The sequence below is a fragment of the Alcanivorax sp. IL2 genome (genome assembly GCF_047495475.1).
Taxonomy (GTDB): Bacteria; Pseudomonadota; Gammaproteobacteria; order Pseudomonadales; family Alcanivoracaceae; genus Alcanivorax.
On record NZ_CP179932.1, the window covers coordinates 2804200 to 2830842 of the forward strand.

At 58.8% G+C, this 26643-nt stretch carries 26 protein-coding genes; 8 read left to right on the forward strand and 18 right to left on the reverse strand.

Annotation, left to right across the window (positions count from 1 at the left end):
- Positions 1-154: 154 nt before the first annotated feature.
- Positions 155-580 (reverse strand): hypothetical protein, encoded by a 426-nt coding sequence (locus tag ACMG4N_RS12975; RefSeq protein WP_297769130.1) that lies wholly within the window; start codon positions 578-580, stop codon positions 155-157.
- A gap of 113 nt (positions 581-693) precedes the next feature.
- Here ACMG4N_RS12975 and ACMG4N_RS12980 point away from each other — a divergent pair, with 113 nt between their 5' ends.
- Both ACMG4N_RS12980 and ACMG4N_RS12985 read left to right on the forward strand, forming a co-directional pair.
- Positions 694-1257, forward strand: coding sequence for a hemerythrin domain-containing protein (locus ACMG4N_RS12980; protein ID WP_297769127.1), 564 nt, complete (start codon positions 694-696; stop codon positions 1255-1257).
- A gap of 389 nt (positions 1258-1646) precedes the next feature.
- Complete coding sequence (locus ACMG4N_RS12985; RefSeq protein ID WP_297769124.1) at positions 1647-2177, forward strand: glycine zipper 2TM domain-containing protein; 531 nt, start codon at positions 1647-1649, stop codon at positions 2175-2177.
- Between the two features lie 60 nt (positions 2178-2237).
- Here ACMG4N_RS12985 and gltS read toward each other — a convergent pair whose 3' ends face one another.
- On the reverse strand, positions 2238-3422 hold the full coding sequence (gene gltS / locus ACMG4N_RS12990) for a sodium/glutamate symporter (protein WP_414431986.1): 1185 nt from the start codon (positions 3420-3422) through the stop codon (positions 2238-2240).
- A gap of 85 nt (positions 3423-3507) precedes the next feature.
- Between gltS and nth the strand changes: the two genes are divergently transcribed.
- Positions 3508-4146, forward strand: coding sequence for an endonuclease III (gene nth / locus ACMG4N_RS12995; RefSeq protein ID WP_297769118.1), 639 nt, complete (start codon positions 3508-3510; stop codon positions 4144-4146).
- Between the two features lie 72 nt (positions 4147-4218).
- Entirely contained in the window at positions 4219-4638 is a 420-nt protein-coding gene (locus ACMG4N_RS13000) for a DUF3617 domain-containing protein (protein WP_297769115.1), read from the forward strand.
- Positions 4639-4743: 105 nt separating this feature from the next.
- On the opposite strand, the gene ACMG4N_RS13005 is transcribed toward ACMG4N_RS13000, so the two are convergent.
- The 3 genes from ACMG4N_RS13005 to ACMG4N_RS13015 form a co-directional block, all read right to left on the reverse strand.
- Complete coding sequence (locus ACMG4N_RS13005) at positions 4744-5475, reverse strand: dienelactone hydrolase family protein (protein ID WP_414431988.1); 732 nt, start codon at positions 5473-5475, stop codon at positions 4744-4746.
- A 159-nt stretch (positions 5476-5634) separates the two neighbouring features.
- Positions 5635-6042: a DUF1330 domain-containing protein gene (locus ACMG4N_RS13010; protein WP_414431990.1), complete on the reverse strand. Its 408-nt coding sequence runs from the start codon at positions 6040-6042 to the stop codon at positions 5635-5637.
- 144 nt (positions 6043-6186) lie between these two features.
- On the reverse strand, positions 6187-6804 hold the full coding sequence (locus ACMG4N_RS13015; RefSeq protein ID WP_414431991.1) for an IMPACT family protein: 618 nt from the start codon (positions 6802-6804) through the stop codon (positions 6187-6189).
- A 57-nt stretch (positions 6805-6861) separates the two neighbouring features.
- Between ACMG4N_RS13015 and ACMG4N_RS13020 the strand changes: the two genes are divergently transcribed.
- Positions 6862-7107 (forward strand): hypothetical protein, encoded by a 246-nt coding sequence (locus ACMG4N_RS13020; RefSeq protein ID WP_297769106.1) that lies wholly within the window; start codon positions 6862-6864, stop codon positions 7105-7107.
- Here ACMG4N_RS13020 and ACMG4N_RS13025 read toward each other — a convergent pair.
- The 5 genes from ACMG4N_RS13025 to ACMG4N_RS13045 form a co-directional block, all read right to left on the reverse strand.
- Positions 7101-8228: an HlyD family secretion protein gene (locus ACMG4N_RS13025; RefSeq protein ID WP_297769103.1), complete on the reverse strand. Its 1128-nt coding sequence runs from the start codon at positions 8226-8228 to the stop codon at positions 7101-7103. The two genes, ACMG4N_RS13020 and ACMG4N_RS13025, sit on opposite strands and share 7 nt — an antisense overlap.
- Complete coding sequence (locus ACMG4N_RS13030) at positions 8228-8575, reverse strand: DUF3302 domain-containing protein (RefSeq protein ID WP_297769100.1); 348 nt, start codon at positions 8573-8575, stop codon at positions 8228-8230. Before ACMG4N_RS13030 ends, ACMG4N_RS13025 begins: the two co-directional genes overlap by 1 nt.
- A gap of 82 nt (positions 8576-8657) precedes the next feature.
- Complete coding sequence (locus ACMG4N_RS13035; RefSeq protein ID WP_297769098.1) at positions 8658-9500, reverse strand: YbaY family lipoprotein; 843 nt, start codon at positions 9498-9500, stop codon at positions 8658-8660.
- Positions 9501-9650: 150 nt separating this feature from the next.
- Complete coding sequence (locus tag ACMG4N_RS13040; protein WP_414431992.1) at positions 9651-10817, reverse strand: acyl-CoA dehydrogenase; 1167 nt, start codon at positions 10815-10817, stop codon at positions 9651-9653.
- Between the two features lie 46 nt (positions 10818-10863).
- Positions 10864-12066, reverse strand: a complete 1203-nt coding sequence (locus tag ACMG4N_RS13045) for a 3-oxoadipyl-CoA thiolase (protein WP_414431993.1) — start codon at positions 12064-12066, stop codon at positions 10864-10866.
- A gap of 333 nt (positions 12067-12399) precedes the next feature.
- Between ACMG4N_RS13045 and ACMG4N_RS13050 the strand changes: the two genes are divergently transcribed.
- Together ACMG4N_RS13050 and ACMG4N_RS13055 are read left to right on the forward strand one after the other, a co-directional pair.
- Positions 12400-13557, forward strand: a complete 1158-nt coding sequence (locus ACMG4N_RS13050; protein WP_414431995.1) for an acyl-CoA dehydrogenase family protein — start codon at positions 12400-12402, stop codon at positions 13555-13557.
- Between the two features lie 68 nt (positions 13558-13625).
- Complete coding sequence (locus tag ACMG4N_RS13055; protein WP_414431996.1) at positions 13626-15038, forward strand: hypothetical protein; 1413 nt, start codon at positions 13626-13628, stop codon at positions 15036-15038.
- A 177-nt stretch (positions 15039-15215) separates the two neighbouring features.
- Here the strand turns inward: ACMG4N_RS13055 and ACMG4N_RS13060 are convergent, their stop codons facing one another.
- Positions 15216-16238 (reverse strand): MBL fold metallo-hydrolase, encoded by a 1023-nt coding sequence (locus tag ACMG4N_RS13060; RefSeq protein WP_414431997.1) that lies wholly within the window; start codon positions 16236-16238, stop codon positions 15216-15218.
- Positions 16239-16263: 25 nt separating this feature from the next.
- On the opposite strand from ACMG4N_RS13060, the gene ACMG4N_RS13065 reads away from it, so the two are divergent.
- Complete coding sequence (locus tag ACMG4N_RS13065; protein WP_414431999.1) at positions 16264-17232, forward strand: NAD(P)H-quinone oxidoreductase; 969 nt, start codon at positions 16264-16266, stop codon at positions 17230-17232.
- Positions 17233-17386: 154 nt separating this feature from the next.
- Here ACMG4N_RS13065 and ACMG4N_RS13070 read toward each other — a convergent pair whose 3' ends face one another.
- The 7 genes from ACMG4N_RS13070 to ACMG4N_RS13100 form a co-directional block, all read right to left on the reverse strand.
- On the reverse strand, positions 17387-18241 hold the full coding sequence (locus ACMG4N_RS13070) for an OmpW/AlkL family protein (protein ID WP_272962474.1): 855 nt from the start codon (positions 18239-18241) through the stop codon (positions 17387-17389).
- A gap of 14 nt (positions 18242-18255) precedes the next feature.
- Positions 18256-21240, reverse strand: coding sequence for an Ig-like domain-containing protein (locus ACMG4N_RS13075; protein ID WP_414432001.1), 2985 nt, complete (start codon positions 21238-21240; stop codon positions 18256-18258).
- The gene (locus ACMG4N_RS13080; RefSeq protein ID WP_414432002.1) at positions 21180-21608 is read right to left on the reverse strand and encodes a hypothetical protein; all 429 of its coding nucleotides are present in this window, start codon (positions 21606-21608) and stop codon (positions 21180-21182) included. Before ACMG4N_RS13080 ends, ACMG4N_RS13075 begins: the two co-directional genes overlap by 61 nt.
- 311 nt (positions 21609-21919) lie before the next feature.
- Positions 21920-22840: a ketopantoate reductase family protein gene (locus ACMG4N_RS13085; protein ID WP_414432003.1), complete on the reverse strand. Its 921-nt coding sequence runs from the start codon at positions 22838-22840 to the stop codon at positions 21920-21922.
- Positions 22841-23010: 170 nt separating this feature from the next.
- Positions 23011-24039, reverse strand: coding sequence for an NADP-dependent oxidoreductase (locus tag ACMG4N_RS13090; protein WP_414432004.1), 1029 nt, complete (start codon positions 24037-24039; stop codon positions 23011-23013).
- A gap of 251 nt (positions 24040-24290) precedes the next feature.
- Positions 24291-25433: an acyl-CoA dehydrogenase family protein gene (locus tag ACMG4N_RS13095; protein ID WP_414432006.1), complete on the reverse strand. Its 1143-nt coding sequence runs from the start codon at positions 25431-25433 to the stop codon at positions 24291-24293.
- A gap of 12 nt (positions 25434-25445) precedes the next feature.
- The gene (locus ACMG4N_RS13100) at positions 25446-26642 is read right to left on the reverse strand and encodes an acyl-CoA dehydrogenase family protein (protein ID WP_335627528.1); all 1197 of its coding nucleotides are present in this window, start codon (positions 26640-26642) and stop codon (positions 25446-25448) included.
- Between the last annotated feature and the right edge of the window lies 1 nt (position 26643).

Sequence of the window (26643 nt, forward strand, 5' to 3'; positions counted from 1 at the left end):
CCTCTCCCCCCAAGCCGAACCCACCTCTCCGTAGGAGCGTTCGCTTGCCCAGTAACGAGTAACGAGAAGCGAGCCACGAAAGGCAAAACCCAGGATTGTTTAGGTTTTCAAAACTCGCTCCTCGTTACTCGCCACTAGCTGCTTCACTTCGCTCCTACACAAGCCCTGCCGCCACCAATAACGCCACCGCCACCAACCCATGTGGCAGAAACACATGGCGCCAGCGGAGAATACGCAGCAACTCGGCAAAGCCACCGCTCTTGCGGCTGCGATCCCAGCTGGCGGCGGTCTGGAACGGGGCTATATCGTCTACTTCGCCACGAAAATAGGCTTCAATCTTTTCGATACGCGCAAAATGCGCCGACTGAAACGCCTTCCAGTGCCCTTCCACCAACCAGAACAGCAAACTGCCCAGCACACCCACCCACAATAGCGCCGGCCGGTCGAAGAAGGCACCGGACCCAGCCAGAATGCCAGCCAGAGTGACGCTCCATGCCTTGATCGTGAGTGACTTCTGGTCGAAGGCATCGATCAGGTTGGTAAGATGAAAGTATTCCGCTTGCAGCTGTGTATCCAGCATTGCTATCCCCCGTTCCCCAAAGATCAGATGGTCTGATAAAACGGCATCATTTAACCCGATTCATTGCCGGCAAACAAAAACCTATAGTGCCCCCATCAACCAGGGAGCGAATCATGGCATTCAAATCAGATCATCATGTGCTATCACGGCAAGGGTTGCCGGAAGAGGTGCGCAACAGACTGATCGCATTGCCTCGCGAGGAATGGCGTGAGCATGAAAATTACCTGATCAGCAACGCTCGCCCCTTGCAGCGCAACCACAACAGCCTGAAACGACAGGCTCGCCATTACCACGCAAGCCTTGAGCAGCTACTGAACCAGCGCGAATCAGCCGGTGCAGACATGGATGGAATGGTGGAGGTGGAGCAGCTTGGTAAAAGCCTGCTGCGCAATCTGCACAGCCATCATGGCTACGAGGACAGTAGCGTGTTTCCGGTTCTGCGCCGGGATCATCCCAGACTGACCGCCGGCTTCGATCTTCTCGAGCAGGATCACGGGGTGCTGGAGGCCAGCCTGGAAGAACTGGATCGCAATTTGCGCCGTTTTGCAGAACAAAAACCGGCAACCCAGGTGATTAGTGAAGCCCACGCCCAGGCCGACAAACTGATCCGGCTGCTGCACCGCCACATGGACGATGAAGAAGAGATCATCATGCCCATTTATTTGCTGTACATGTAATTTTTTGCGTTCTATTGAACGGCGAGGGAGTCTTTGGGTCACTCCTTGCATACTCAGTCTTTCAGACTGATTCGTAATCTAGGCGCAATGTTGAAGGTGTGTGTCCACCCATCGAGACATTGCAACAACGAGTACGGGCCAGCCTGAAAGACCCGGAGGGCGCGGCCTGAAGGGCCCATCTGCTGCGCTTTGTCGCTAGGAAAGGGAGCCACCCTGTCCGTCGCGACAAAACACAACAGCTGCACCCTTCAGGCCACGCTGAGTATGCAAGGAGTGACCCAAAGACTCCCTTAAATTCACATTCTTTTGCACTTGGTGTGCGCCAGGCAACGAACATTATGGCCATTACAGGATCATACTAGGCACAACCAACCAATAAGGAGTGAGCCATGAAAAGCGCAGCAGTTGCCGCCCTGGGTATCGTAGGGGCCGTGGCCATCGCCGGTGTCGGCTATGGCGCTTACCAGGCCATAACCCCCGCTACCTCAGGCTATGCCGAAGTGGTGAATGTGGACCCGATTGTGAAAACCTGGCAGGAACCCCGTGAGGTCTGTCAGCAGGTAACCGTGGAACGCAAGAAACCGGTCAAAGACCAACACAGGGTTACCGGGAGTGTTGTCGGTGCTGTGGTTGGCGGTGTGATCGGCCACCAGTTTGGCGGTGGTAGCGGTAAAGATGCGGCTACCGCGGGTGGTGCCATTGCCGGTGGTGTAGCAGGTAATCAAATCCAGAAAGGTATGCAGGAAAAAAATACCTACACCACCACGGAGCAGCGCTGTAACACCGTGATGGAAGACAAGAGTCGTACAGAAGGTTATGACGTGACCTATGTCTTCAATGATCAGGAAGACACTATTCGCATGGACAAAAAGCCCGGCGAGCGGTTGCGTATCGAAGAAGGGGAAGTGGTTACCCAGTAACCCTTTCTTGCCTGGATAAAAAAGCCCGCGTCTGCGGGCTTTTTTATGGCGCCTTTACGATCACCCCGACAACACCGATACAAACGTCTGGATGATCGTCGCGTTGGCAATATCCACGATAAAGCCCCCTATCACCGGCACGATGATAAACGCCAATGGTGACGGGCCATGATGTTGGGTCACCGCCTGGATGTTGGCCACCGCTGTGGGCGTCGCCCCCATGGCAAAACCGCAATGGCCCGCACAGAGCACCGCCGAATCATAGTTGCGCCCCATCAGCCGGAAGGTCACCAGGGTAATAAACGCCAGCGCCAGCCCCACCTGCACCAGCAGCATGGCAATCATGGGCAGGGCCAGATCCACCAGCTGCAACAATTGCAGACTCATTAACGTAATCGCCAGGAAAATCCCCAACGCCGTGTTACCCACCACATCGATGGTGGCATCGTTGACCTGCCACAGTCGGCGAGCCGTGTTACCCAGCACAATGCAGACAAACAGCACCCAGACAAAGGTGGGCAACCGGAACACGGACGCAAACTCTTCCGCCGCCACCGTGCCGACCACCACACCCACTGACAGCAACATCATGATGCGAATCACGCTGGCGGCGGAAATGGGACGAGGGGTTTCCGCTTCGTCATGCCCGGCGTCTTCCACCGCCGCACCATGGGCCGGTGCGGCAAGCCGGTAGCGACGAATCAGGAACATGGCCAGTGGCCCGCCCAGCAGCGCCCCGAATATCAGACCGAAAGTGGCAGACGCCGCCGCCAGTTCACTGACGCCGGTAAGACCGAAGTCCCGCTCGAAGACCCCCGCCCAAGCGGCCCCCGTGCCGTGGCCACCGGTCATGGTCACCGAGCCGCCAATCAGGCCATACCAGGCATCCAGCCCCATCAGCTTGGCCATCATCACCCCGGCCAGATCCTGCAGTGCCACCAGCACGATTACCAGTGTCGCGAACAACAGCATGGCCCAGCCGCCCCGGCGCAGCAGGCGAAAGTCCGCGGCCAGGCCTACCGCACCGAAGAAAAACAGCATGGCGGGTGTCTTGATGCTTTCATCAAAGGTCAGGCTGATACCGGAAAGCTGCATGGCAGTGACCACAATGGTCGCCAGCAAACCACCCACAACCGGCTCCGGCATGTTCAGCCGCGACAGCAAGTCCACCTTGTGAACGATCCACTGCCCGGCGCCCAGAACCAACAATGCGACCATGAGAGTTTCCATGGCGGAAAACTGCATCCCTTTCTCCTTGTAGGCGGCTGGGGCTTGCCCCTCACAGCCACCGAATGATCCGTTATACTGCCCGCGACAACGGGAAGCTGTTATGAATCGCGAAAAACGAACTGAAATCTTTACCCGTCTGCGGGATCAGAACCCCCACCCCACCACCGAGCTGGAATACAGCAGCGATTTCGAGTTACTGGTGGCCGTGGTGCTGTCTGCCCAGGCCACGGACGTGGGGGTGAACAAGGCCACCGCCAGGCTCTATCCGGTGGCCAATACACCAGAGGCGATCTTCGCCCTGGGGGTCGACGGGCTTAAAGAGTACATCAAGACCATCGGCCTGTTTAATTCCAAGGCCGAAAACATCATTCAGCTGTGTAAAATTCTCCTTGAGCAGCATGATAGCCAGGTGCCGCGTACCCGCGAAGCGCTGGAAGCCCTGCCCGGTGTGGGTCGCAAAACCGCCAATGTGGTGCTCAATACGGCCTATGGGCTGCCCACCATGGCGGTAGATACACACATTTTCCGGGTATCCAACCGCACCCGCATTGCACCGGGCAAGAATGTGCTGGAAGTGGAAAAACGGCTGGTACGGCTGGTGCCGGAGGAGTTCCTGCGCGATGCGCATCACTGGCTGATCCTGCACGGCCGCTATGTGTGTACGGCCCGCAAACCCAAATGTGGCGAATGTCTGATCGCAGATCTGTGCGAATTCCCGGCAAGCCAGCGGCCATCGTAAGCGGCAATTGAGCACATCGCCGGCCATTGCTAGGCTGGAAGATATTCCGTTTTGTGACAAAAGGGACGCGACATGAAACACAAGATACTGCTGGCAACGCTGCTTGGCCTGTGCGCCCCGGTGCTGGCCGGCGACCTGAAGCCGGGCCTGTGGCAGATCAATACCACCATGGAAGGCGACAACCTGCCGCCGCAGATGCGGGCTCATACTCAGCAGGATTGCCTCAGCGCCGGTCAGGCAGAGGACGTGGTTACTGCCCTGCGCAAGGACTGGAACGCGGAAGGGTGTGACCTGGGCGAGGTTGATCGCAACGGAGATAACCTCACCTGGGAGGCATCCTGCAACCAGAATGGCATGAAGAGCACAATGAAAGGCTCAGTGACGCTACACAGCGACACCGGTTACACCAGCGTCATCGACATGACCATGCCGGGCAACAAGATGGTGTCGACCAGCGAAGGGGAATGGGTAAGCGCAGACTGCCCCGAGTAATCCGATAAGGTTCGCCTTGTAAACAAGGCGCCAACAGGATCCTGACCTGACTGTTGGAGCTATGCTTGCATGGCTCCAACAGCTACGGCAAAGGTGCCGTGAGCGTCAGATCTCTCCGGCAAACACCTTCTCAAAAAACGCCAGCACCCGCTTCCAACTGTCCTCTGACGCACCCGCATCGAATTTTGAACGCAGCGGCGGAAACGGCCCCAGTTTCTTGAAGGTAAAGGTCTGGTGGTCATTCATGAAGGAGTGGCCCACGTCTTCATAGGTCTTGATGTCATGGGGCACACCCAGCGCATCCATATGCTTTGCCAGACGATCGCCATGATCACCATAGATCATGTCCGTGCGTCCCCAGCCCCCCACAGCCGGGCAGATGCCACTCACCTCTTTCACGTTTTTGGGCATACCACCATAGAAAGGCGCCACCACCTGGACCGGTGCCTGGCTGGCGTAGAGCACCGCAAAGCGCCCGCCCATGCAGAAGCCCATCACCCCCACCTGGGTGACCGCCTCTTCCCTCTGATTCAGCAACCATTCACGGCAGGCGTCCAGTTGCTCGAAGGTCTGGCCCTTGCCGGTTTCATGGGCCTTGAGGGTTTTCACTACGCAAAGCGCCTTGCTGCCCGGCAGATCGTAGAGATCAGGCACCAGTACCGGATAACCGTTATCGGCCAGCCGCTGGGCAATGCGCTCGATATCCTCGGTGTAGCCAAAGATGTCATGGATCGCGATCACCGCCGCCTGGTGAGGATTGGCCGTTTCAGGGCGCAGCCAACGGGCACGCATGGTGTGACCGCCGGGAATGGGAATGCCTACAGGTTGGTTGGACATGAGAAACCCAGTGAACAGTTAACAGTGAACAAGTAATAGCGAATTATGCTCCCAATCACCACTCTCCTCAGGCCAAACGACGCATTCAAGATAGCTCCCACGTCTGACGCTGGGACTGGTTTCGCTGTTAACTGTTAACTATTCACTATTAACTGCCTCTCACCCTTCCTGCATGGCCACCAGCCGCGCTTCCTGCAGGGCGGCGGTGCGGTGTTTGGTGGCTTCGCGGTATTCGGGGTCGGCCAGCATGGAGGCGAAGGCCTGTTTGGAGGGGTAACGTACCAGCAGCACGTCGTCCCATTTCTCTGCGTCCGGGGCAATCACGCCGGCCAGGGCCTTGCCCTTCCAGACCAGCTCACCGCCAACGCCGCGCACCTTGCCAAAGGCCACGTCAGAATATTTCTGGTATGCCTCACGACCGCTGTAATCGACTTCACCATCCTTGTAGCGCGCGGTCTCGTTAAAGCGAAGCAGGTTGAGCATGACGATGGGGGTATCATCCGGCAGGGATGCCAGGATATCGGGCAGGGTATGAGGATTCGGGTCGATGACCGGTTTCTCTGACATGGTGACTCCGTCTGGTTTCTTATCGGCAAGGTCAGGCCTTTATTCATCCGTCGCTTTGCTGGCAAGGCGACGCGCAATCACCACCTTGCCGCCGTGTCAGGAAGAAAGACAGGGCCGATAACGACGCCCTGACCGCCAAAGCGGTCACAGTGTTATCAGGGCAATCTGTTCCGCCGCACAGAGACTCTCCAGATCCTCCAGATACTGCGTCGGGCAACGCAGCGTCATCGCCACCGATTGACTGTAGTGCACCTCCAGCACCTCTGCCGCATTCTGGTCCGCCCAGTGACGAAGGCGCTGCTCCAGGGGAAAGTCCAATTCCAGCCGGCAGGTGACTTGCGGAACACTTTCCACCCGTTCCACTTCCGCCAGCACCGCTTCTGCCGCTGCCGCATAGGCACGGACCAGACCGCCCGCCCCCAGTTTCACTCCCCCGAAATAGCGACTCACCACCACCAGCACATCACTCATGCCCTTGTGCTGGATCACATTGAAAATGGGTTTGCCGGCGGTGCCGGAGGGCTCGCCATCGTCATTCATGGCGGCTTGCGCAGAAGCCGGATTACCCAGCAGGTAGGCGTAGCAATGGTGGCTGGCATCCGGGTATCGAGCCCTGGCCTCGTCGATCACGGCCATGGCCTGTTCGCGGCTGGCTACCGGGCGCAGCCAGGTGATGAAACGGCTTTTGTTGATCAGCAGTTCCCGATCAACGGGACCGGCGGGAACGGGATAACCTTTGATGGCACACTCCGGGGTGATCACTGGCGAGAGCCGCTATGGTAAGGTAAATGCCGCCTTTATCCGAATACGCGACTTGCCATGACCGATCCCCTCAGCCGAGACGATGACAGCCTGCGCCGCCGCAAGCGGCTGGCCGTCGGTGTTGCCCTGCCCGTCACCGGTGTCATTTTCGCACCGCTACTGTGGGCCTTGTACCAGGACGGCAGTATTTTCTTCTTTGCGCTTTGTGCCCTGTTATGGCTTGGCGTCGGGCGATTTGTCTATCACCTGCTGGCACCGGATGAAAAAGGGCGGCACATGGCCGCCCGCGATAAGGATCAGTGATCCACATAGAGGTAATGCTGCCAGCTCATCATCCTCAACAGCATGCGGCGAATAATCGCCACATGGTGAAGATGCTCTGAATAGACGGCTGCCTGGGCGCTAACACCCATCGGTAGTGCCTCTACACTCTCATTGGGTTCCAGTTCGATGATTGCCAGGGCTTCATTATCCATGCGCCGGAAGGCGTCACTACCGAGCAACTGCTGGCCCGCCGACAACTGGGATTCGGCAATCGTCGGCAATACTTCCACAAGCTTGCCAGTGAACACTTGCCCTGGTAACGAGGTGAAGGTGATCTCCGCTTCGTTGCCGGCCTGCAAACGTAGCAGGGACTGCTGGCGGAAGGCGCCCACATAGCGGCGTTTCTCGCTATTCACAAAATTGGCCAGCGGCTTGAGCGGCAAAGGCACCGCCATCATGCCCGGACGAACCGCCAACTGGGTAACAAACCCATCCAGGGGAGCCCGAATGATGGTGTTCTGCAGATCAAAACGCGCCTCTTCCAATTGCGCCTTGATGGCGGCTACCGCCGGGTCGTCACCATCCACGGACCCATTGAGCTGGGTTTCTGCCTTGGCCAACGCTGCTCGCGCGGCTTCCAGCTCCGCATTTGCCGCCGTCACAAGTTGACGCTGCGTATCGACCTGCTGCTTGCTGAACGCAGACAACGCCCCTTCGTAGCGGCGCAGGGTGCCTACCGCCTGGTCACGTTTGGCCGTAACCTGCCTGACTCTGGCTCGCGCTTCCGCTACAGACACCACATTGCCTTGTGCAAGCTGACTGGTATCTGCCAGCTGCGCCTCCAACTGAGCCACCCTGGCCTTGTAGCGGGTATCATCGAGTATGACCAGTGGATCGCCCTGCTTCACCGGGGTGTTTGGTGTCACCAGGACTTCCTGTACGCGGGCACGCACCTCCGGCACTATCGGCGTCACCACATAGACCTGACGAACCTTGCGGGTGAACGGGTGGTTGTAGTTCATGGCCAGCACCATGGCCCCCACCAGAACAACGCCCCCGAGTACAGCGGTGGGCACCGACCATTTATTCAGCGGAATCTTGAACAGTTTGAAAATAAAAACACAGATCGCGGTATAGGTGAGGAGAATGAGCATTTCCATCAGGCTTTCTCCTCCAATCTGCTTTCCAGGCTGGCAATCCGCTCAGCCTGGGCATCCAGCTTTTCCTGCAAGGCAACCAACAACGCCTCATCAACCTGTTGCTGTTCCTGAATCTGCTGAAAGCCCCAGCCCCGCTCAGGGCGATAAAGCGTTGCCCAGATCCACAGGAAAGGCCAAAGCACGTGCAGAGTGAACAGGCTCACCCAACCGGCCACATGGATGGCATCCTGGTGAGGGTGATTCCGTTTCTTCGCAATTTCATAGGGGATATCGTGGATAACGATGATGCCGTAAAACAGCACCAGCGCCACAAATATCAGCAAGCCCAGAGCCAGATAACTCAACATTCATCCTTCCCCCTTGTCAGTTTCAGCGGATTTCCTTCACCGCTAATCCATGCCAGCAGCAAACGCCAGCATGTATGGCCGTCTACAGATCCCGGCCGCAACCACCGTAGAGCTTCTCGTTACTGGTGACCTTCACCTGAAAATCGAAGGTCTCGCCACTCATGGTATCCTCGCAGGGCATTTCACTAATTTCCACTTTCAGCTGGTCAGTGTCGGTGTTGGCAAGGTAAATGGTTTCCGTGCCTTCGGTCTGCGCCCCTGGGTCCGGAGTGGTTACCGTGGTTTCACCGTAGTCGCCCACAAAGACCAGCTTTTCGTCCGGGTAAATTGCCAGATGCCAGCCAGGCTCGTTACCGACGGCCCAGAATGACGCTCCCGCTTCCTTCGCCTTCACCATGGCTGTTTTCGGTCGTGCCTCCGCGGATTGCTCGGCGCCAACCCGCTGTAACATGACAGTGATCTCTTCACCACTGGCACGTTCGCCCAGTTCAGCGGTGTGTCGTTCGGTGGTGAGCCACAGCAACTGCCCATCCGCGCCACGGATTTCTGCGCGTACTGCATAAGCCATTGGATGATCATGCATTACGGCATCCCTGTCATAACGCAGGGTAAAGGGCACCGGTACCTGGCCCGGGTCGTCGATATGCTGCTCGGCGATCACTTTGGACGGCGCGTCGGCCAGCGATACATCCTCCAGGGTTACCGTGAGCGTTGCGCCTTGCGGCATGGCCATGCGCTCGCGGTACATCACTTTACCACTGAGAACCTGTTGCTCAGTCTTTTCACTCTGCTGCTCAACGGTAGGTTGCTGGCTATCAGATTCCGGTTTTCCCTGATCACAGCCTGAGAGAGCAAACAGGACAACAATACCGGCGGAGCCGAGCAAAACGGGAAGAGAAGGGATAGTAAGTGTTGAAGGGCGCATGATGATTCCTTGTTGTCGTCTGCATGGTCAGAGTCCCTGGACGTTCGGCGGTTCCCTGCCGTGGTAACACTATTAAAGGAACCCAAATAAAAAAGCAGCCCTGAGGACTGCTTTTTTACCTTTCTTCAAGGTTCTTAACGCTAGAGGCAATCAACCGAAAGCCGGAATCCCGGTCTGTGACCGGCCCAGAATCAGGGCATGAACATCATGGGTGCCCTCGTAGGTGTTTACCGCCTCCAGGTTCATCACATGGCGGATCACGTGGTACTCGTCGCTGATACCGTTACCGCCGTGCATGTCACGGGCCTGGCGGGCGATATCGATGGCCTTGCCGCAGTTGTTGCGTTTCATCAGCGACACCATTTCCGGCGCCCAGTTGCCGGCATCCATCAGCCGGCCCAGCTGTAGCGCGCCCTGCAGGCCAAGGGTGATTTCGGTCTGCATGTCCGCCAGTTTTTTCTGGATCAGCTGCGTAGCGGCCAGTGGTCGGCCGAATTGCTTACGGTCCAGGGTGTACTGGCGCGCCGCCTGCCAGCAGAATTCCGCCGCGCCCATGGCGCCCCAGCTGATCCCGTAGCGGGCCTTGTTCAGGCAGCTGAACGGGCCTTTCAGTCCCTCGACGTCCAGACGATTTTCGTCCGGCACGAAGCAGTCATCCAGCATGATCTGCCCGGTGATGGAGGCGCGCAGGGAGAACTTGCCGTCGATCTTAGGGGTGGTGAAACCGTCAAAGCTGCGCTCCACCACAAAGCCGGTGATCTTGCCGTCCAGATTGGCCCACACCACCGCCACGTCGGCAATGGGGGAATTGGTAATCCAGGTCTTGGCGCCGTTGAGCACATAGCCGCCGTCCACCTTTTTGGCGCGGGTGCTCATGGAGCCCGGGTCAGAACCGTGATCCGGCTCGGTAAGACCAAAGCAGCCGACCCACTCGCCAGTGGCCAGTTTCGGCAGGTATTTCTGGCGCACCGCTTCACTGCCAAAGGCATGAATCGGGAACATTACCAGCGACGACTGCACACTCATGGCCGAGCGATAACCGGAATCCACCCGCTCCACTTCCCGGGCCACCAGGCCGTAGCTCACATGGTTCACACCGGCACCGCCATATTGCTCGGGAATGGTGGGACCGAGAAAACCCAGCTCGCCCATTTCCGTCATGATTTCCCGGTGAAAAATCTCGTGCCGGTTGGCTTCCAGCACCCGGGTCATCAGTTTGCTCTGACAGTAATCATGGGCCGCATCACGAATCATGCGCTCGTCTTCAGTGAGCTGGGTTTCCAGCAACAACGGGTCTTTCCAATCGAATCTCTGCATGTTTTTTTCCTGAATTTTTCGCTGTTAACTATTCACTATTAACTGTTCACTGCCTTTCAATCACCATGGCCACGCCCTGCCCCACCCCAATACACAGGCTGACCAGTGCATAGCGGCCTCCTGTGGCTTCCAGCTGGCGCATGGCGGTGAGGGCCAGGCGAGCGCCGGACGCCCCCAGTGGATGGCCCACAGCAATGGCGCCACCATTCGGGTTCAGGCGTTCATCATCGCCGGCCAGTCCCAGCTGCTTGCAACAGCCTAAGACCTGGGTAGCGAACGCCTCGTTAATTTCGATCACATCCATCTGGTCCAGGGTCAGCCCGGCCCGGGCCAGCGCCTTGCGGCAGGCCTCTACCGGCCCCAGGCCCATGACCCGGGGCGCCACACCGGCCACGGCGCCGGCAAGAATGCGCGCACGGGGGGCGATGCCCGCCGCGTCACCGGCAGCACGGGAACCGATAATCAGTGCCGCCGCGCCGTCATTCACGCCCGATGCATTACCAGCGGTAATGATGCCACCCTCAACGATAGCAGGCAGTTTTGCCAATTTTTCAGCAGTGGTGCCGGCACGGGGATGCTCATCCTCTGCCACGGTCAGCGGGGCTTTCTTGCGGCCCTGGGGAACCGTGACTGGCAGGATTTCTTCCCGGTAGAAACCGCGCTCCCGGGCAGCCTCGTAGCGCTGCTGGGAGCGCGCGGCAAACGCATCCGATACCTCGCGACTAATGCCCAGATCGTCCGCCACGTTCTGGGCGGTTTCCGGCATGGTGTCGGCACCGAATTGGCTGAGAATGGCCGGATTGGGGAAGCGGGCACCGATGGTGCTGTCGAAGATGGTCATATCGCGGCTGAAGGCTTTCTCCGCCTTGGCCATCACAAACGGCGCGCGGCTCATGGACTCGGTACCGCCGGACACGATCAGCTCGCCCTCGCCCACAGTCACCATGCGCGCGGCATCCAGAGTCGCCGCCAGGCCACTGCCACACAGGCGGTTAACGGTAATCCCCGCCACGGATTCCGGCAGCCCCGCCAGCAAACCAGCGTGCCGCGCCACATTGCGGGCATCCTCACCGGCCTGATTGGTGTTGCCGATCACCACGTCTTCATAGCGGGACGGTTCGAACCCGTTGCGCTGCACCAGCTCTCGAATCACCCCGGCCAGCAGATCATCCGGCCGCATCGGCGCCAGCGCGCCACCATGGCGACCAAAGGGGGTTCGCAGGCCATCGTAGATATAGGCATCCAGCATTTGCACTCTCCCGGGAGCTGAAAGCTTCAAGCTACAAGCTGCAACGCGATACGGCGTGGCAATAAAAGAAAACGCCCTCGTCGCGCTTCACTCTGTTTAATCATGCAACGCATGACGACACTGAAGATGAAACGCGGAGGAAACACTTTCAGCCTGGCCGTGCCTTTACCGTGTTGCAGCTTGAAGCTTGTAGCTCGCCACCTCTTTGTCCGCTGTGCGGAATGTTATTTTGAAAACTTGACGAGCAGGATAGGCCGTGACAGAGTGCGATGCAAGAGATTCGCCCTGCGATCACACCCCCTAAAAGACCCAATGCTACCGCCGGACCCGACCATGATCCGTGATGCCGAAACCCTCACTCAGTTGACCGATACCATTGCCCGCTTTGTCCGTGAACGGCTGGTCCCTGCCGAGCAGCAAGTGGCAGAGACGGACACCATTCCCGAGGACATTGTCGCCGACATGAAGGCCATGGGGCTATTCGGTCTATCGATCCCCGAAGAATATGGCGGTCTGGGGCTGACCATGGAGGAGGAGGTGCTGGTGGCCTTCGAACTGGGCCGCACCTCCCCCGCTTTCCGTTCCCTGATGGGCACCAATAATGGCATCGGCGCCCAGGGCATCCTTATTGATGGTACCGAAGAGCAGAAACAGAAATACGTGCCGGCGCTGGCCACCGGCGACGTGATTGGCGCCTTCTGCCTGACCGAACCGGATGTGGGCTCGGATTCCGGAGCGGTGAAGACTCGCGCCCAGCGGGACGGCGACCACTACATCCTCAATGGCACCAAACGCTATATCACCAATGGTCCCCATGCGGGGCTGTTTACGGTAATGGCCCGTACCGATCCTGAGATCCAGGGGGGCGGTGGCGTTACCGCCTTTATCGTGGAAGGGGATACCCCCGGCATTTCCCGTGGCAAAGCCGACGTGAAGATGGGCCAGAAAGGCGCCCACACTTGCGACATCATTTTCGATAACTGCCGGGTACCCGCCGAGAACATCATCGGCGGCAAGGAAGGGGTCGGTTTCAAGACTGCCATGAAAGTGCTGGACCGTGGCCGCCTGCATATCTCTGCTATCTGTGTGGGCGTGGCCACACGGCTGATCGAGGATGCGGTGAACTTTGCCGCCGAGCGCAAACAGTTCGGCAAGCCCATCATCGAACACCAGTTGATTCAGGCCATGCTGGCGGATTCCCGCGCGGAAATGTTCGCCGGTCGCTCCATGGTTCTGGAAGCGGCCCGCAGCAAGGACCGGGGTGAAAAAGTCAGTCTGGATGCGTCCTGCTGCAAGCTGTTCTGTTCCGAAATGGTTGGCCGCGTGGCCGACCGCGCCGTGCAGATTCACGGCGGTGCCGGCTATATGGCTGACTATGCAGTGGAACGTTTCTACCGTGACGTGCGCCTGTTCCGGATCTACGAAGGCACCACCCAGATCCAGCAAATCGTCATTGCCCGGGAACTGGCACGGCAGGCAGCACAATCATGATCCTTTCTGTAGGAGCATGTCGAAGATCCCCTTGGGGGCTTGCATGGCGAAGAGCCCGCTGATTCGCCATGCAAGCATGGCTCCTACGGCAGGTAAGAAACACGCTTAACGCCTCCCTCCCCCTGTGCATGCTGGGCACCCTGCTGTTTCTGGTGTTCGATCTGGAAGCCGGCGCCTGGCTGGCGCGCATCGCGCTGCTGCTTTATTTGCTGGTGCAATGGCCCCGTCAGGTACGGATGGCAAAGGGGATTCTGCTGGTGGTTATCGCCATGGCAGGCGTGGTTGTCTGGCATGAGACTCAGCCCTTCCCCATTCTGCTGCAGGCGCTGGATCGGCTCTGCTTCTTTGCCACCTTTGTGTCTTCCCTGGGGCTGCTGCGAGTCTCCGCCATGCGCTCACGACTGGTGCGTGAGGCCGGCAATACCCTGATCCAGCAGAAGCCTGCCCTGCGCTACCCTACCCTCTCTCTGGGCACCGCCCTGTTCGGGGTGATCATCAATATCGGTGTGCTCAACCTGTTCGGTGCCATGGTACTACGCAGCAATACCCTGAAAGCCGCCGGTGGCCATGACGATATTCAGGCGGCGCGGGAGCGGCGCATGATGCTGTCGATCCTGCGCGGTTTTGCCCTGGCACCACTGGTATCGCCGCTGGGTATCACTATGGCAGTGATCCTGGCCAATATGCCGAGCCTTACCTGGGCCACACTGGCACCGGCGGCCTTGCCCACCGCCGGCCTGTTCTTCCTGCTGGGCTGGTGGCTGGACTGGCAACGGCGGCCCAGCCATCTGGCCAGCCGGGTACCCCACACCGCGCCACCCTCCCTGACACCCCTGTGGCAGTTCACCCTGCTGGCGCTGGTGATCACCCTGAGCGTCTTCGCCGTGTCGGTGACAGCGAACCTGCGTTTGCCCGTCGCCGTGCTGGTGGCCTGCCCGTTGTCCGCGGTGCTGTGGATGGCACTGCAACGGCGGCGGCTGGGCGGCGGCACCGGCCTGCCCCGAGCACTCACCTTGCTGGGCAGACATTCACGGTTGATCTTCGGCGCCAACCGCGGAGAAATTGCCGTGCTGGGCGGCTCCGCCTGCCTGGGTGCGCTGATCACGCCACTGATTGATCAACAGCTGCTACACGAGCTGTTGCTGGCCACCCACCTGCAGGGCGCGGCCATGGCAGTAGCAGCCATGTTGCTGGTGGTGGCGCTGGCACAGATAGGGCTCAACCCCATTGTGTCGGTAACGCTATTGGCATCGCTGCTAGGTGATGGTGTGGGCGCAGACCCACGCCTGCTGGCCGTGGGCCTGATGTGCGCCTGGAGCCTGTCGATGATCTCCTCGCCATTCACTGCCTCCATGCTGGTACTCAGCCAGCTGATCGGCCGCTCCCCCTACCGGATCGCCTGGCGCTGGAACGGGTTGTTCTTTGTGCTGGTGGTGCCGATGCTGGTGATGTGGATTGGGATGTTGGGGCAGTGGTTGTGAGAGCAGTTGCAAGCTTCAAGCTGCAAGCTACAAGGCGCGGAAAACAGCATAGCCATCTGATCAGCGCTTTCCTCCGCGTTGCAACCAACGCGGTAACGCGGGCACGGCCTGGCAATTTATTCCTGGCTCGCCCGAGACTTGTAGCTTGCAGCTTGAAGCTTGTAGCTCACCCTCTAATCAGGCCGCGAAGTGCCAGATCCCATCGCGATCTTCGCGCCGTACACGGCCCTGCGCCACCAGACAATTGAGGTGCGCAATGCTTTCGCCCATGGCAAACATGAGCTGCTGCACATCCAGCTCCCGATTGAACATCACCGGCAGAATGTCGTGGGCGTTGTGGGGGTGCTGACGGCAGGCGGACTGTACCTGGTCCAGCTGCTGATCATGGTGGGCGGCCAGCGTATTGATGCGGCTATGCAGGCCCCGGAACGGCAGACCATGAGCGGGCAACACCAGAGTGTCCTGCGGCAGGGCATCGCGAATTGCCTTGAGGCTGTCCACAAAGGCTACCACCGGGTTCGCCTCCGGTTCCGTGGGGCGCACCATCAGGTTGCTGGAAATGGTGGGCAGCACCTGGTCGCCGCTGATCAGCAGGCGATCGCTTTCCCGGTAAAGGCACAGGTGCTCGGGAGCATGGCCACGACCAATGTGAATCTGCCAGTGCTGACCATTGATGGTCAGGCTGTCCCCGGCGCCGATAAATTGCGGGTCGGTAGGCATGGGCATCACCACCCGGCGGAAGCCATTGCCCTTGCCGGCAACCTTGTCCAGGTTATCACCCTGCAAACCGTGACTGCCGAGGAAATGTTTGAAGCGCTGGATGGTCTGTTCATCACTGGCGTCGCAGATATGGCTGGCCAGTTGCCACTCGCCGCGGCTCATGATCACCGGCGCCTGGCAGTGTTGCTGCAGCCAACCGGCCATGCCGAGATGATCCGGGTGGTAATGGGTGACGATGATGCGGGTCACCGGTTTGCCGTCCAGTTGTTCGCTGAGCAACTGTTGCCAGATGTCCCGGCTGCGGCGTACTCCCAACCCGGTATCCACGATCACCCAGCCATGGTTATCTTCCAGCAACCAGAGATTGATATGGTCGAGGGCAAAGGGCAGTGGAAACCGCAGCCAGTAGACGCCGTCGGCCACCTTGAAACGCTGCCCTGCCGGCGGCAGATCAGTGAACGGATAGGTAAGACTGTCCATACATTTTTCCTGAAGGAGCACAACCATGCGTGCCTGGTGTATTGAGGATCAGCAACTGCAACTGGACACCCTGCCGGACCGGCAACCGGGCCCGGAGGAAATTTGCGTGCAGGTGAAAGCCATCGGCGTGAACCGGGCGGATCTGTTGCAGGTGCTGGGCCGCTACCCGGCACCGCCGGGCACCGACAGCCGCATTCCCGGGCTGGAATACGCCGGGGTGGTCAGCGCCGTGGGTGAACGGGTGCAGCAACGGCAAGTGGGCGATGCGGTGATGGGCCTGGTGCCCGGCTGTGCCTATGCGGAGCAGGTTGTCACCCATGAACGCGAAGCACTGACGATCCCCGAGGGCATGGACTTTGCCCGCGCCGCCACCCTGCCCGAGGCGTTTCTGACCGCCTACCGTGCGTTGTTTCTGGAAGGCGGTTTGCAGCCCGGCCAGTGGTGCCTGATTCGCCCGGCCACCGCTGGGGTCGGCCTGGCCGCCACCCAATTGGCCGCGGCGCTGGGCGCCCGCCCCATCGGCAGCAGCCGGGATCTGAGTAAACTGGACACCGCCAACGACATGGGCCTGGCGGCTCAGGTGTGCGAGGACGGTACCTTGAAAGCCCAGCTTGATGCGCTCACCGACGGACAGGGTGTGGCGGTAATTCTGGATATGGTCGGCCCGGACTGGAACGCCCTGCTCGGCGGCCTGCGCGCCGAGGGCACCCTGGTGAATATCGGCATTCTTGGCGGGCTGACCACGGAGCTGAATCTGGGCGCCCTGCTGATGAAACGCCAGACCCTGAAAAGCATGACCATGCGTAGCCAGCCGCTGGAAAACCGCATCCGTATGGCGCAGGTCTTCAATGACCGTCTTGCACCCCTGTTTGCCAGCGGTCGCCTGCTGCCCCTGCCATTGGAAACCTTCCCCTTCACCGACGCCAAAGCCGCCCACGACCATATGGCCGGTAACGACTTTAGTGGCAAGCGTGTGATTGTGGTTGGCGACTGACATCAGCAAGGCCCAGCGGGAAACAGTATTTGAAATACTATTTCACGTTTCCCGCCAAGGTCTCAATGACCAAAAACATCAGGCCTGACTACGGTTTGTGTCGATGGTCAACGAAAGCGCTTTCCCCTGATACCGGCGCATTACCGCCGGCAAGTCAGAACGTGAACCCCACCCCCAGGTGGAAGGCATACACATTCATGTCAGCCACGAATTCTGCATCACCCACTTCCGCGAACTGATACTGGGGAAGGCCCGGGGCGCGGATGAAGGTGCGATCCACCTTGGCTTTCACTTCCTTGACGCTGATGTACTTGGCATCCGCCGCCAGCCACCAGTGATCGCTCAGCCGCCAATCCGCGCCGATCTGCCCTACCCAGCCGAATTTATCCTGAATCTCCAGCTCCGGTTCTCCCACTTCCGTGAGAATCGGGTTGGTGACGTGGCTATCGTAGGTAAACAGGTACACGGCTCCCAGGCCCACATAGGGCCGGAAGTTGTGATCCATGCGGAATCGCTTCACCAGGGTCACCATGGGCGGTGCCACCTTGGTTTCGCCCACCTTTTCGCCCAGTGCCGGCACCCCGGTGGGAATGCCGTTGGCCTCGGTGACCAGGGGCTCATCCGCCAGCTTGCCCTTGGCCTTCAGCTCAAGCGTGGGCGGTAATGCCGCCATGGTTTCAATGGACCAGCCTCCATCCCCCCAGCGCAGCTTGTAGCCGATGATGGCGGCCGGAATGGTGAGCGGGTCACTGAACGCCTCCCCTTCCTGCTCGCCAGGCTCCACCGCCACTTCAGCAATTTCAGAGAGATTACTGAGAGTGATCGAGCGGGTTTTTATGTCCGGGGACATGTGGATGGCGCCGAAGCGGAAATACAGCCGGTCCTCGCCAAAAATCTTCTGGGTAAATTTCACTCCGGGATAATCCGGGCCGTATTTGTCCTGACTGGCAACATTGGCAGAAAAGAGCCCCAGCACGACAAACAGGAGAAACCGTTTTTTATGATCCATTATTCTTCTCAATATCAAAGCTCCCCCGCATTTTCCTGACCAGCCGTGGTGAGGCGTGCGTGGGTGGGGTTGTTGACCACACGGATGCGGAAGTCGTCCTTGGCAATGCCCAGCTCCAGAGAGCCCACACCTTCTTCGGGGACGATGCCGCCGATGATCAGATCAAGCAGATCGCCCAGCACCGGAATCAGGGCGCCAAGATCCACCGACAGGTTCAGCGTTGCGGCAATGGCGGACGCATTACGCGACTCCAGCGTGATCTGCCCGTTGCGCAGGAATTTCACCGGGCCGGTCAGGTAGGCAGAGACCGGCAGGCTTCTCACGTTGGCATCCGCCACATTGGGGATAGCTTGCCCACCGGGGATCAAAGCGGAGAGCAGCCGCAGGTCCGGTGCATCCAGCCAGGCATCCAGGCGGGTGATGAAGATCGGATTGTCGATTTCCTCCCCGGTGTCCGGGTCAATCTGGTTCACCACAAACCCGCGCAAAGGCTGCGGGGGCTTGTCGTCATAGGGCCGAAAACGCAGCACCAGTGCTCCGGTTTCCAGTGGTAACGGAATCAGATCGCCCAGAACCGGAATGGCCAGGGTAGCGTTGGCGGTCAGTGATGTGCCCATCACATGCTGGGCATTGATCTCCACCGGGATCGCTGACTCCCCCACGGTCTGGATACAGAAGATATCGCCATCGGCATCTTCCTGGGTGGCACACCAGCGGCCATTGCCTTCATCGACCAGACCGATATAACTCAGGTCCAGGGGTTCCTTGGGCAGGAACGCCATGGGCAGAGCCGCATGGGTAAAGATCTGGTCGCCGTCATCCAGGTTGGCGCCACCAATCAGCCCTCCTGTGCTTTTCACATGGCCACGGGCATGGTTGTTGACCGCTTCCACTTCATCATCATCCCAGTTGCCATTGCCATTGACGTCGGTGTATTCCCGGGTCAGCACGGTGGCATAGGCGGCGCCTTCATCCGGCGTGGCGGTGAAATCGAGCAGAATCGGCGGACCACCCTCACAGGGTTGGTTAGAGAGAGGACCGCAGGTACCCATGCCGTTGAGCGGGTCTGTATTGATATCCAGGTTGCCGAAGCGGTCGTGGCTGCGGAATACCGCTTCCCCATTGTCGCCACCATTGATAACCAGCCGGTACTCATTGCCGGGGGTGATGGTGTCCGGTGCCGGCAGCGCTCGCAGACGCAGGCTGTTGCGCCGTGCCGACATGGGAATATTCTGCCACTGTCCATTGGCCTGTTCGCCCAGACACATGGCCCCGCCTTCGCAGGATTCACCGTCAGCGGCAATGGTGCCGAAAGTCATGGAGGCCATTTCCATGGGCATATTGAAACTGATCTCGATGGGGCGACTGACGTCATAGAAGAAGGGGTAATAGAGCGAATCCGACGCCAGCCCCCCCACACACCGGCCAGCCATTTTCACCGTGTTGCCGTCTGCATCCTGGCGCTCGACACCGCGGTCCTGCAACGCACAACCGATACCGGGGTAGGCCCCCAGCACGACCGGCGGCAGCACCGGCGCATCATCGTTGGCCGCATAACTGGCGGTATCGAAAACAATCTGGCCAGTGCCTTCGGTGGCATCCCCGGGCACGAACTGCAGGTGCGAAGGATCGAACAAATCCTGGTCTTTCAGACCATCGCCCAGATCCAGGTAATAGCGCTGCCCCGCTGCCAGTTCATTGAGCGGAGTAATCACCAGGTTGGAACCACTGCTTCGCACCTGCACCGGTACCGGTTCATTGCTGTCCTGGCGGAACAACGTCACCTGTTCCATTCCTTCGTCGTGTACCGGCTCGTTGAATACCACAACAATATTGTTACTCGGTTCTACCTGGGCCTGATTGTGTTCGGGAAACGAGCCGGTTGCCTGAAGCGGATCGCGATTGAGCTGTTCGAACTCGAAATCCACATCCGCACGCACCCCCAGTGCAAAGTCCGCACTGACTTTGGCGGCACCGCTAAGCACGTCCAGCTCCAGGGTTCGAAACACCTCGAATGTCAGCGCACCATCCCTCACATCCACCACACCAACCGCCTGGATATGCATCAGATTCTGATTTACCGAGGCATTGCCGCGTGGTTCTTCCGCATGCATGGCAAGGTCAAAATTCATGTAAACAAACATCGGCGCATAATCGTCATCGGGCTGAAAGCCCTTCGGGCGATAGGGGTTAGTCACCAGGTAGCCCGTCACGTCGGTCACAAAGGTACCGATGATGTCACCGGTGAACATGGGCGTGCGCACCTCGCCACCGAGCTTGATCGGATCGATGCCGGTAATGCGCAGCTGCTGGCCGGCACGAGCAACCACTGGAACAGCATCCACATGCACATCCGGTCGGCCCATCCAGCCTTCCAGCACCAGCGGCATGGCATTTACCTGGGTCACACCCAGCGCTTCGGTAACCAGGTTGAACTGGTTAAGGGGTAACCCATGCAGACGCGAGGTTTGCGGGTAGCCCGGGTCCCCCAGTGCCGGCTGGGCTTTCATCAGTTGCTTGATCGGCGGGTTGAGATCGACCACGTCATCCTTGGACAGCGTGGGCGTCAACTCATAGGTCACCGTCTCCAGCAGGTCCTCATCAAAATCTTCCAGGCCTTGCAGGGTCAGTGTGTAGGTGTCGCCACCGATCAGATCTTCCTTGGGATCCAGTGTGATGTAGTGACGCTCATTGAGAATCCTTACATCCACCAGTTCCCCTGATTCCTGATGTTCCAGTTTGACGCTGTCACCGTAGCGCACGGTGGTTTCCACCAGAGGCTCGGTAAAGGTGATCCGCACTGGCGAGAAATCCATGAACGGAAAGCGTTCCTCACCGACAGGCTCGGGCAGGTAAACGCTGGGCATTTCCTGATTGATGGCCAGCACCTGGGGCGCCTGGTCGGGAAGCGGGTTGTACTGACGGGTACGGAAGGTAATCAGCGGGCCGTCCTGATCATCCAGGTTGACGACTCCGGAAGCGATCTCCGGGACACCCACAGTCGGTATTCTTCACCGGCACGCAGACCAGACATGGAGAACGTCAGGGTACGTTTCCGGTTGGAGACTTCAGCACTGCTGAGATCCACCAGACTCCCCTCGCTGTCGGCAAGACACAGCGTACCCACAAAGTTATCGCCGTCAGGCTGACACTCCGCCTTGGCCGCTGCTTCGTCGATATCACTGGAAAAGGTCAGCAGCAATTTACTGCCCAGAGGCAGATCCACCATACCGTCCGAGGGATAGGCATAGATCAGTGCGTCACCGGGCTCCGGTGGGATAAACAAATCCGGGTCGTCTTCGCAGGCATTCAGTAAGGGATAAAGCAGGGATAAGACAGCCAGACGCTGAATAGTTGTTGTGCGCATCCTTTCACCCGTTTCTTGTTTTTGGCGACAGATTTTTCTGTTTACCGGGACAGGATTAAGCGGGGAGCGGACAGGGACAAGTTATCGTTTGTAAGCAAAAATCGACATATTGGTGCGTTTTATCTACCTGATAAATAGACGATTTTTATATTCACGTATACTTCACGCAGCAAATTATCAAGCAATTCAACGGCTTTTGAAAACCGACTTTGCCATCAGGATTTCTGCACTAAAACTTTGTTCGTAATGCTTCGTTGACAAGAAAAACCGCAACATGACGTTTTGTATCATGCTGCAGTCAAAATGACGCCTCATTGGTAACGGATACGCAGTGCTGTCAGCACCGTCGTCAGGTGTGGGACAGCTACCCCGCATCGTTTGGCAATCGCCACCACATTGCCCAGGATGGCATCCAGTTCGATGGGTCGGTCGTTCAGATAATCCAGCGCCATGGAGTTTTTGTAGGCACCCATCTTGCGAGTGCCTGCCAGATTCTTTTCCACCAGATCTACCGGCAATGGATAACCATCGGCAGCGGCCACGGCCATCACCTCTTCCATCATCGTACGGACCAGATCTTCACCACCAGGGGCGTCGAGAATCGACAGGGTATCGGCGCCATTACACAGCACGCTTAGGGGATTGAACGGTGCATTCCAGACACACTTGCGCCAGCGTTCGCCCACCACCGCCTCGCTATCGTTGACGTCAATGCCCCCTTCCTTGAACAGGCCGCTCAACCGACGGCAGTGATCATCAAAGCCAGCGGGAAAATTGCCCATGACCAGTTGGCCATAGGCCTGATGATGGACCTCACCGGGGCCGGTGCGGCTGACAGCGATAAATGCCAGGCAGCTCACCAGTGGATGCTGTGGATAGGCATCAGCCAACTCTCGTTCGATATCCAGGCCATTTTCGATCAGCACCAGGCCGGTGTGTTCGCCCATCCAGGGACGGACCAGCGCGGCACGATCCACGCCCGGCAGCACCTTGACGCACAGCAGCACATAGTCAGGAAACGCGTCCGGTGTGTCATCGGGGCGATACACCCGGTCTGGCTGCCAGGACAAGTCGCCCAGCGGGCTGGTAAAGCGAAAACCGCCCTCCTTTACCGCGTCATAATCCGAGCGCAGCACCACACTCACCTCACAGCCGGCACGCTTGAGAATGGCACCGTAAAAGCTGCCGATGGCGCCCGCGCCGACGACCAGGATGCTGGGTTTATTCGTCATAAGGGTTTCTCTCTGAACAATCCCTGCCGCATGACATGCAAAAGCACTATGTCAGCAGGATAACGATCAACAACAACCTGTACCGAGCCTCACCGTTATCGAGGCTGGCCAGTGATAGTGCACGGTATGCAACGCGAAAAGCGCCTGGAACTGCGCACCCTCTGTCGCCGTTACCGTGAAGTATCCTCGCTGACCTGCACCAGCAATTTACCCCGGTTGCGCCCTTCCAGGAGGCCCTGGAAGGCATTCACGGTATTTTCCAGCCCCTGGACAATATCCTCCTGATACTGGATTTTTCCGGCCTGCATCCAGCTACCCATGTCACGGACGAAATCCTTCATCAGGTGGGCATAATCGAACTGGATAAACCCTTTGATCAGGATCCGCTTGACCAGCAGTTTGGTCAGAAACGCTGGCAACTGATCCGGCCCTTGGGGCGCTTCGGTATCGTTGTAGTGGGCGATGCGACCACACAGTGGAATGCGGGCAAAATCGTTGACCAGCTTCATCACCGCATCGAACACCTTGCCGCCCACGTTTTCGAAATAGATATCGATGCCGTCCGGGCACGCCGCCTTGAGCTGGGCTTCAAAGTCGTCGTCCTTGTAGTTCACACAGGCATCGAAGCCATAGGTGTCGATCACGTGCTGGCATTTGTCCGGGGCACCGGCAACGCCCACCACACGGCAGCCCTTGAGCTTGGCGATCTGACCGACCACCTGACCCACCGCGCCGCTGGCGGCAGAAACGACCACCGTCTCGCCTTCTTTCGGCTGGCCGATTTCCAGCAGCCCGGCATAGGCGGTAAAGCCCGGCATGCCCAGCACACCCACGGCGGTGCTGATGGGCGCCTGCTTCGGATCCAGCTTGCGCAGCATTTCCTTGCCCTGCACGGAGTATTCCTGCCAGCCCCCAAAGCCGAGCACGTAATCGCCGGCTTCATAGCCTTCGAGGCGCGATTCCACCACCTGGCCCACGGTGGCGCCCTGCATCACATCACCGAGCTCCACGCTAGCGGCGTAAGACTTGGCCGGACTCATGCGGCCACGCATATAGGGGTCCAGGGACAGGTAAATGGTCTTGATCAGAACCTGCCCGTCTTTCGCAGACGGCATCTCCCCTTCGCGCATGGGCAGATGCTCAGCCTGAGGCATGCCCTTGGGGTATTCGGACAGAATGATCTGGCGATTGATCGTCATGGTGCTCTCCCGGATATTGGCACCGTAGGAGCGGCGCTCGAGCCGCGAATCACCCAGTGTCGAGTTGCGAGAAGCGAGTTTCGAAAGGCAAAGCCGCGAAGGCCGGTCTGGATTTTCGCGACTCGTTTCTCGTGACTCGTTACTGCTTGGCTTTTCGCAAGCATATTCGCGGCTCAAGCGCCGCTCCTACGGAAAAATAAAAATATTTTTGTCGTCAAAAAAGGCGGCCGAAGCCGCCTTGGTGTTTTGCGTTACGCTGCGTCTTCGTCCACATCCAGCAGGCTTTCCAGCTGCTGCATGTGGTAGCCCAGATCACCAAGCTGGTGATCAATCATCACGATACGCTTGGCGTAATGGGACAGTGCGGTTTCTTCCATCATGCCCATGCCACCATGGAGCTGGATGGCTTCTTCCGCCACCTTGCGACCGGACTTGCCGATCAGGGCCTTGGCGGCGGCCAGGCGCTTGGCGCGCACCGGCGCTGACAGCTCCAGGGAGCAGGCGGCCAGAATGGTCATGGAGCGGGCCTTTTCCAGTTCCATGCGCATTTCCACCATACGGTGCTGCAGGGCCTGGAACTTGCCGATGGGTACGCCGAACTGCTGGCGTTCCTTGATGTAGTTCAAGGTGTGGTCACAGGCCACTTCCATGGCACCGGTGGCTTCCGCACACAGGGCGACAATGCCCAGCGCCAGGGATTTCTCCAGGGCGTCAATGGCGCTGCCTTCTTCACCCAGCAGCTCCGCCGGCGCCTTGTTGAAGGTGATTTCCGCCGCATGCAGGCCATCGATGGTTTCATAACCGCGACGGCTGACACCATCGGCGGAAGCATCCACCACAAAGGCAGACAGACCATTACGATCATTGGTGCTACCAGCGGTGCGGGCAATCACCACCAGTTTGTCGGCGCTATCGCCGTGCAGGACCACCGCCTTGCTGCCGCTGATCACATAGCCATCGCCACTCTTTTCCGCGCTGGTGGCCACATGGGTATGGTCATAACGGCCTTCCGGCTCGTAGGCGGCCAGGGCCAGGCGCACTTCGCCACTGACGATGGCGCTGATCAATTCCTCTTTCTGGCTGTCGCTGCCCAGGGAATCGATCAGGGTGCCACTCAGCACCACAGTGGCCAGATAGGGTTCCAGCACCAGGCCACGACCAAACCCTTCGGCCACTACCATCAGCTCCGGGCCACCACCATTGAAGCCGCCGAAGTCTTCGGAAAACGGCACGCCCAGCAGACCCAGTTCGGCGAACTGCTGCCACATTTCTGTTGAATAACCCAGCTCGCTGGTGCGGGCTTTTTCACGTACGTCGAAGGGATAACCATCGCGAACCAGACGGCCCACGGTTTCCTCGAGCATGCGTTGTTCGTCGCTCAGTTTAAAATCCATGCTCAATACTCCTTACAGACCGAGAATCATCTTGGCGATGATGTTCTTCTGAATTTCGTTGGAACCACCGAAGATCGACAGCTTGCGCATATTGAAGTACTTGGTGGAAACGCTGTTGGCAAAGTCCGGGCCCACCATCTCGCCGTCGTAATCCGCTTCAAAGGTTTCCGGCAGGAACGGCTGGGCGTACGGGCCCGCCGCACGACGGAACAGGTCGGTAATTTCCTGACGCAGCTCGGTACCCATGATTTTCAGGAAGGAACTTTCCGCGCCGGGGACACCGCCGGCCTGGGCTGCTGCCACGGTACGCAGGTTGGTCATTTCCAGTGCCATCAGCTCCATTTCCACATCCGCCAGACGGTTGCGGAACAAAGGATCTTCAATCAGCGGCTTGCCATTTTGTTGGACCTTGCCAGCCACTTCTTTCAAGTGCTTGAGGGCCGCCTTGGACTGGCCCACACCGGCAATGCCGGTACGTTCGAAGGTCAGCAGGTACTTGGCGCAGGTCCAGCCCTTGTTCTCTTCACCGACCAGGTTTTCCACCGGCACTTTTACGTCGTCGAAGAACACTTCGTTCACTTCGTGCTCGCCGTCCAGGGTGATCAGCGGACGCACAGTGATGCCCGGGGTCTGCATGTCGATCAGCAGGAAGGAAATGCCTTCCTGCTTCTTGGCGTTGGGGTCGGTGCGTACCAGACAGAAGATCCAGTCCGCATGCTGGCCCAGGGTGGTCCAGGTTTTCTGACCGTTGACCACATAGTGGTCGCCTTCACGGACGGCCTTGGTTTTCAACCCGGCCAGATCCGATCCGGCACCCGGCTCGGAATACCCCTGACACCACCACACATCACTGTTAAGGATGGAAGGCAGATAGGTTTTCTTCTGCTCTTCAGTGCCGAACTTGATGATTACCGGTGCAACCATGTTCACCCCGAAAGGCAGCACGGTGGGGGCACCGTACTCGGCGCACTCTTCCTCGAAGATATGCTTCTGGATCGGGGACCAGCCGGTGCCGCCATGTTCCTTCGGCCAATGCAGGGCCATCCAGCCTTTTTCGTTGAGAATTTTCTGCCAGCGGATGGTGTCTTCCTTGCCCAGGTGCTGGTTTTTCTTCACCTTGCTGGCAATTTCCTTGGGCAGCTTCTGGTCCAGAAAGGCGCGCACTTCATCGCGAAACGCCAGTTCTTCCGGGGTGTAGTTGATATCCATT

Bases quoted from the DNA above. Each gene is read 5' to 3' on its own strand.
- ACMG4N_RS12975 (WP_297769130.1), bottom strand. From the start codon at position 580: ATGCTGGATACACAGCTGCAAGCGGAATACTTTCATCTTACCAACCTG.
- ACMG4N_RS12980 (WP_297769127.1), top strand. From the start codon at position 694: ATGGCATTCAAATCAGATCATCATGTGCTATCACGGCAAGGGTTGCCG.
- ACMG4N_RS12985 (WP_297769124.1), top strand. From the start codon at position 1,647: ATGAAAAGCGCAGCAGTTGCCGCCCTGGGTATCGTAGGGGCCGTGGCC.
- gltS (WP_414431986.1), bottom strand. From the start codon at position 3,422: ATGCAGTTTTCCGCCATGGAAACTCTCATGGTCGCATTGTTGGTTCTG.
- nth (WP_297769118.1), top strand. From the start codon at position 3,508: ATGAATCGCGAAAAACGAACTGAAATCTTTACCCGTCTGCGGGATCAG.
- ACMG4N_RS13000 (WP_297769115.1), top strand. From the start codon at position 4,219: ATGAAACACAAGATACTGCTGGCAACGCTGCTTGGCCTGTGCGCCCCG.
- ACMG4N_RS13005 (WP_414431988.1), bottom strand. From the start codon at position 5,475: ATGTCCAACCAACCTGTAGGCATTCCCATTCCCGGCGGTCACACCATG.
- ACMG4N_RS13010 (WP_414431990.1), bottom strand. From the start codon at position 6,042: ATGTCAGAGAAACCGGTCATCGACCCGAATCCTCATACCCTGCCCGAT.
- ACMG4N_RS13020 (WP_297769106.1), top strand. From the start codon at position 6,862: ATGACCGATCCCCTCAGCCGAGACGATGACAGCCTGCGCCGCCGCAAG.
- ACMG4N_RS13025 (WP_297769103.1), bottom strand. From the start codon at position 8,228: ATGGAAATGCTCATTCTCCTCACCTATACCGCGATCTGTGTTTTTATT.
- ACMG4N_RS13030 (WP_297769100.1), bottom strand. From the start codon at position 8,575: ATGTTGAGTTATCTGGCTCTGGGCTTGCTGATATTTGTGGCGCTGGTG.
- ACMG4N_RS13035 (WP_297769098.1), bottom strand. From the start codon at position 9,500: ATGCGCCCTTCAACACTTACTATCCCTTCTCTTCCCGTTTTGCTCGGC.
- ACMG4N_RS13040 (WP_414431992.1), bottom strand. From the start codon at position 10,817: ATGCAGAGATTCGATTGGAAAGACCCGTTGTTGCTGGAAACCCAGCTC.
- ACMG4N_RS13045 (WP_414431993.1), bottom strand. From the start codon at position 12,066: ATGCTGGATGCCTATATCTACGATGGCCTGCGAACCCCCTTTGGTCGC.
- ACMG4N_RS13050 (WP_414431995.1), top strand. From the start codon at position 12,400: ATGATCCGTGATGCCGAAACCCTCACTCAGTTGACCGATACCATTGCC.
- ACMG4N_RS13055 (WP_414431996.1), top strand. From the start codon at position 13,626: ATGCAAGCATGGCTCCTACGGCAGGTAAGAAACACGCTTAACGCCTCC.
- ACMG4N_RS13060 (WP_414431997.1), bottom strand. From the start codon at position 16,238: ATGGACAGTCTTACCTATCCGTTCACTGATCTGCCGCCGGCAGGGCAG.
- ACMG4N_RS13065 (WP_414431999.1), top strand. From the start codon at position 16,264: ATGCGTGCCTGGTGTATTGAGGATCAGCAACTGCAACTGGACACCCTG.
- ACMG4N_RS13070 (WP_272962474.1), bottom strand. From the start codon at position 18,241: ATGGATCATAAAAAACGGTTTCTCCTGTTTGTCGTGCTGGGGCTCTTT.
- ACMG4N_RS13080 (WP_414432002.1), bottom strand. From the start codon at position 21,608: ATGCGCACAACAACTATTCAGCGTCTGGCTGTCTTATCCCTGCTTTAT.
- ACMG4N_RS13085 (WP_414432003.1), bottom strand. From the start codon at position 22,840: ATGACGAATAAACCCAGCATCCTGGTCGTCGGCGCGGGCGCCATCGGC.
- ACMG4N_RS13090 (WP_414432004.1), bottom strand. From the start codon at position 24,039: ATGACGATCAATCGCCAGATCATTCTGTCCGAATACCCCAAGGGCATG.
- ACMG4N_RS13095 (WP_414432006.1), bottom strand. From the start codon at position 25,433: ATGGATTTTAAACTGAGCGACGAACAACGCATGCTCGAGGAAACCGTG.
- ACMG4N_RS13100 (WP_335627528.1), bottom strand. From the start codon at position 26,642: ATGGATATCAACTACACCCCGGAAGAACTGGCGTTTCGCGATGAAGTG.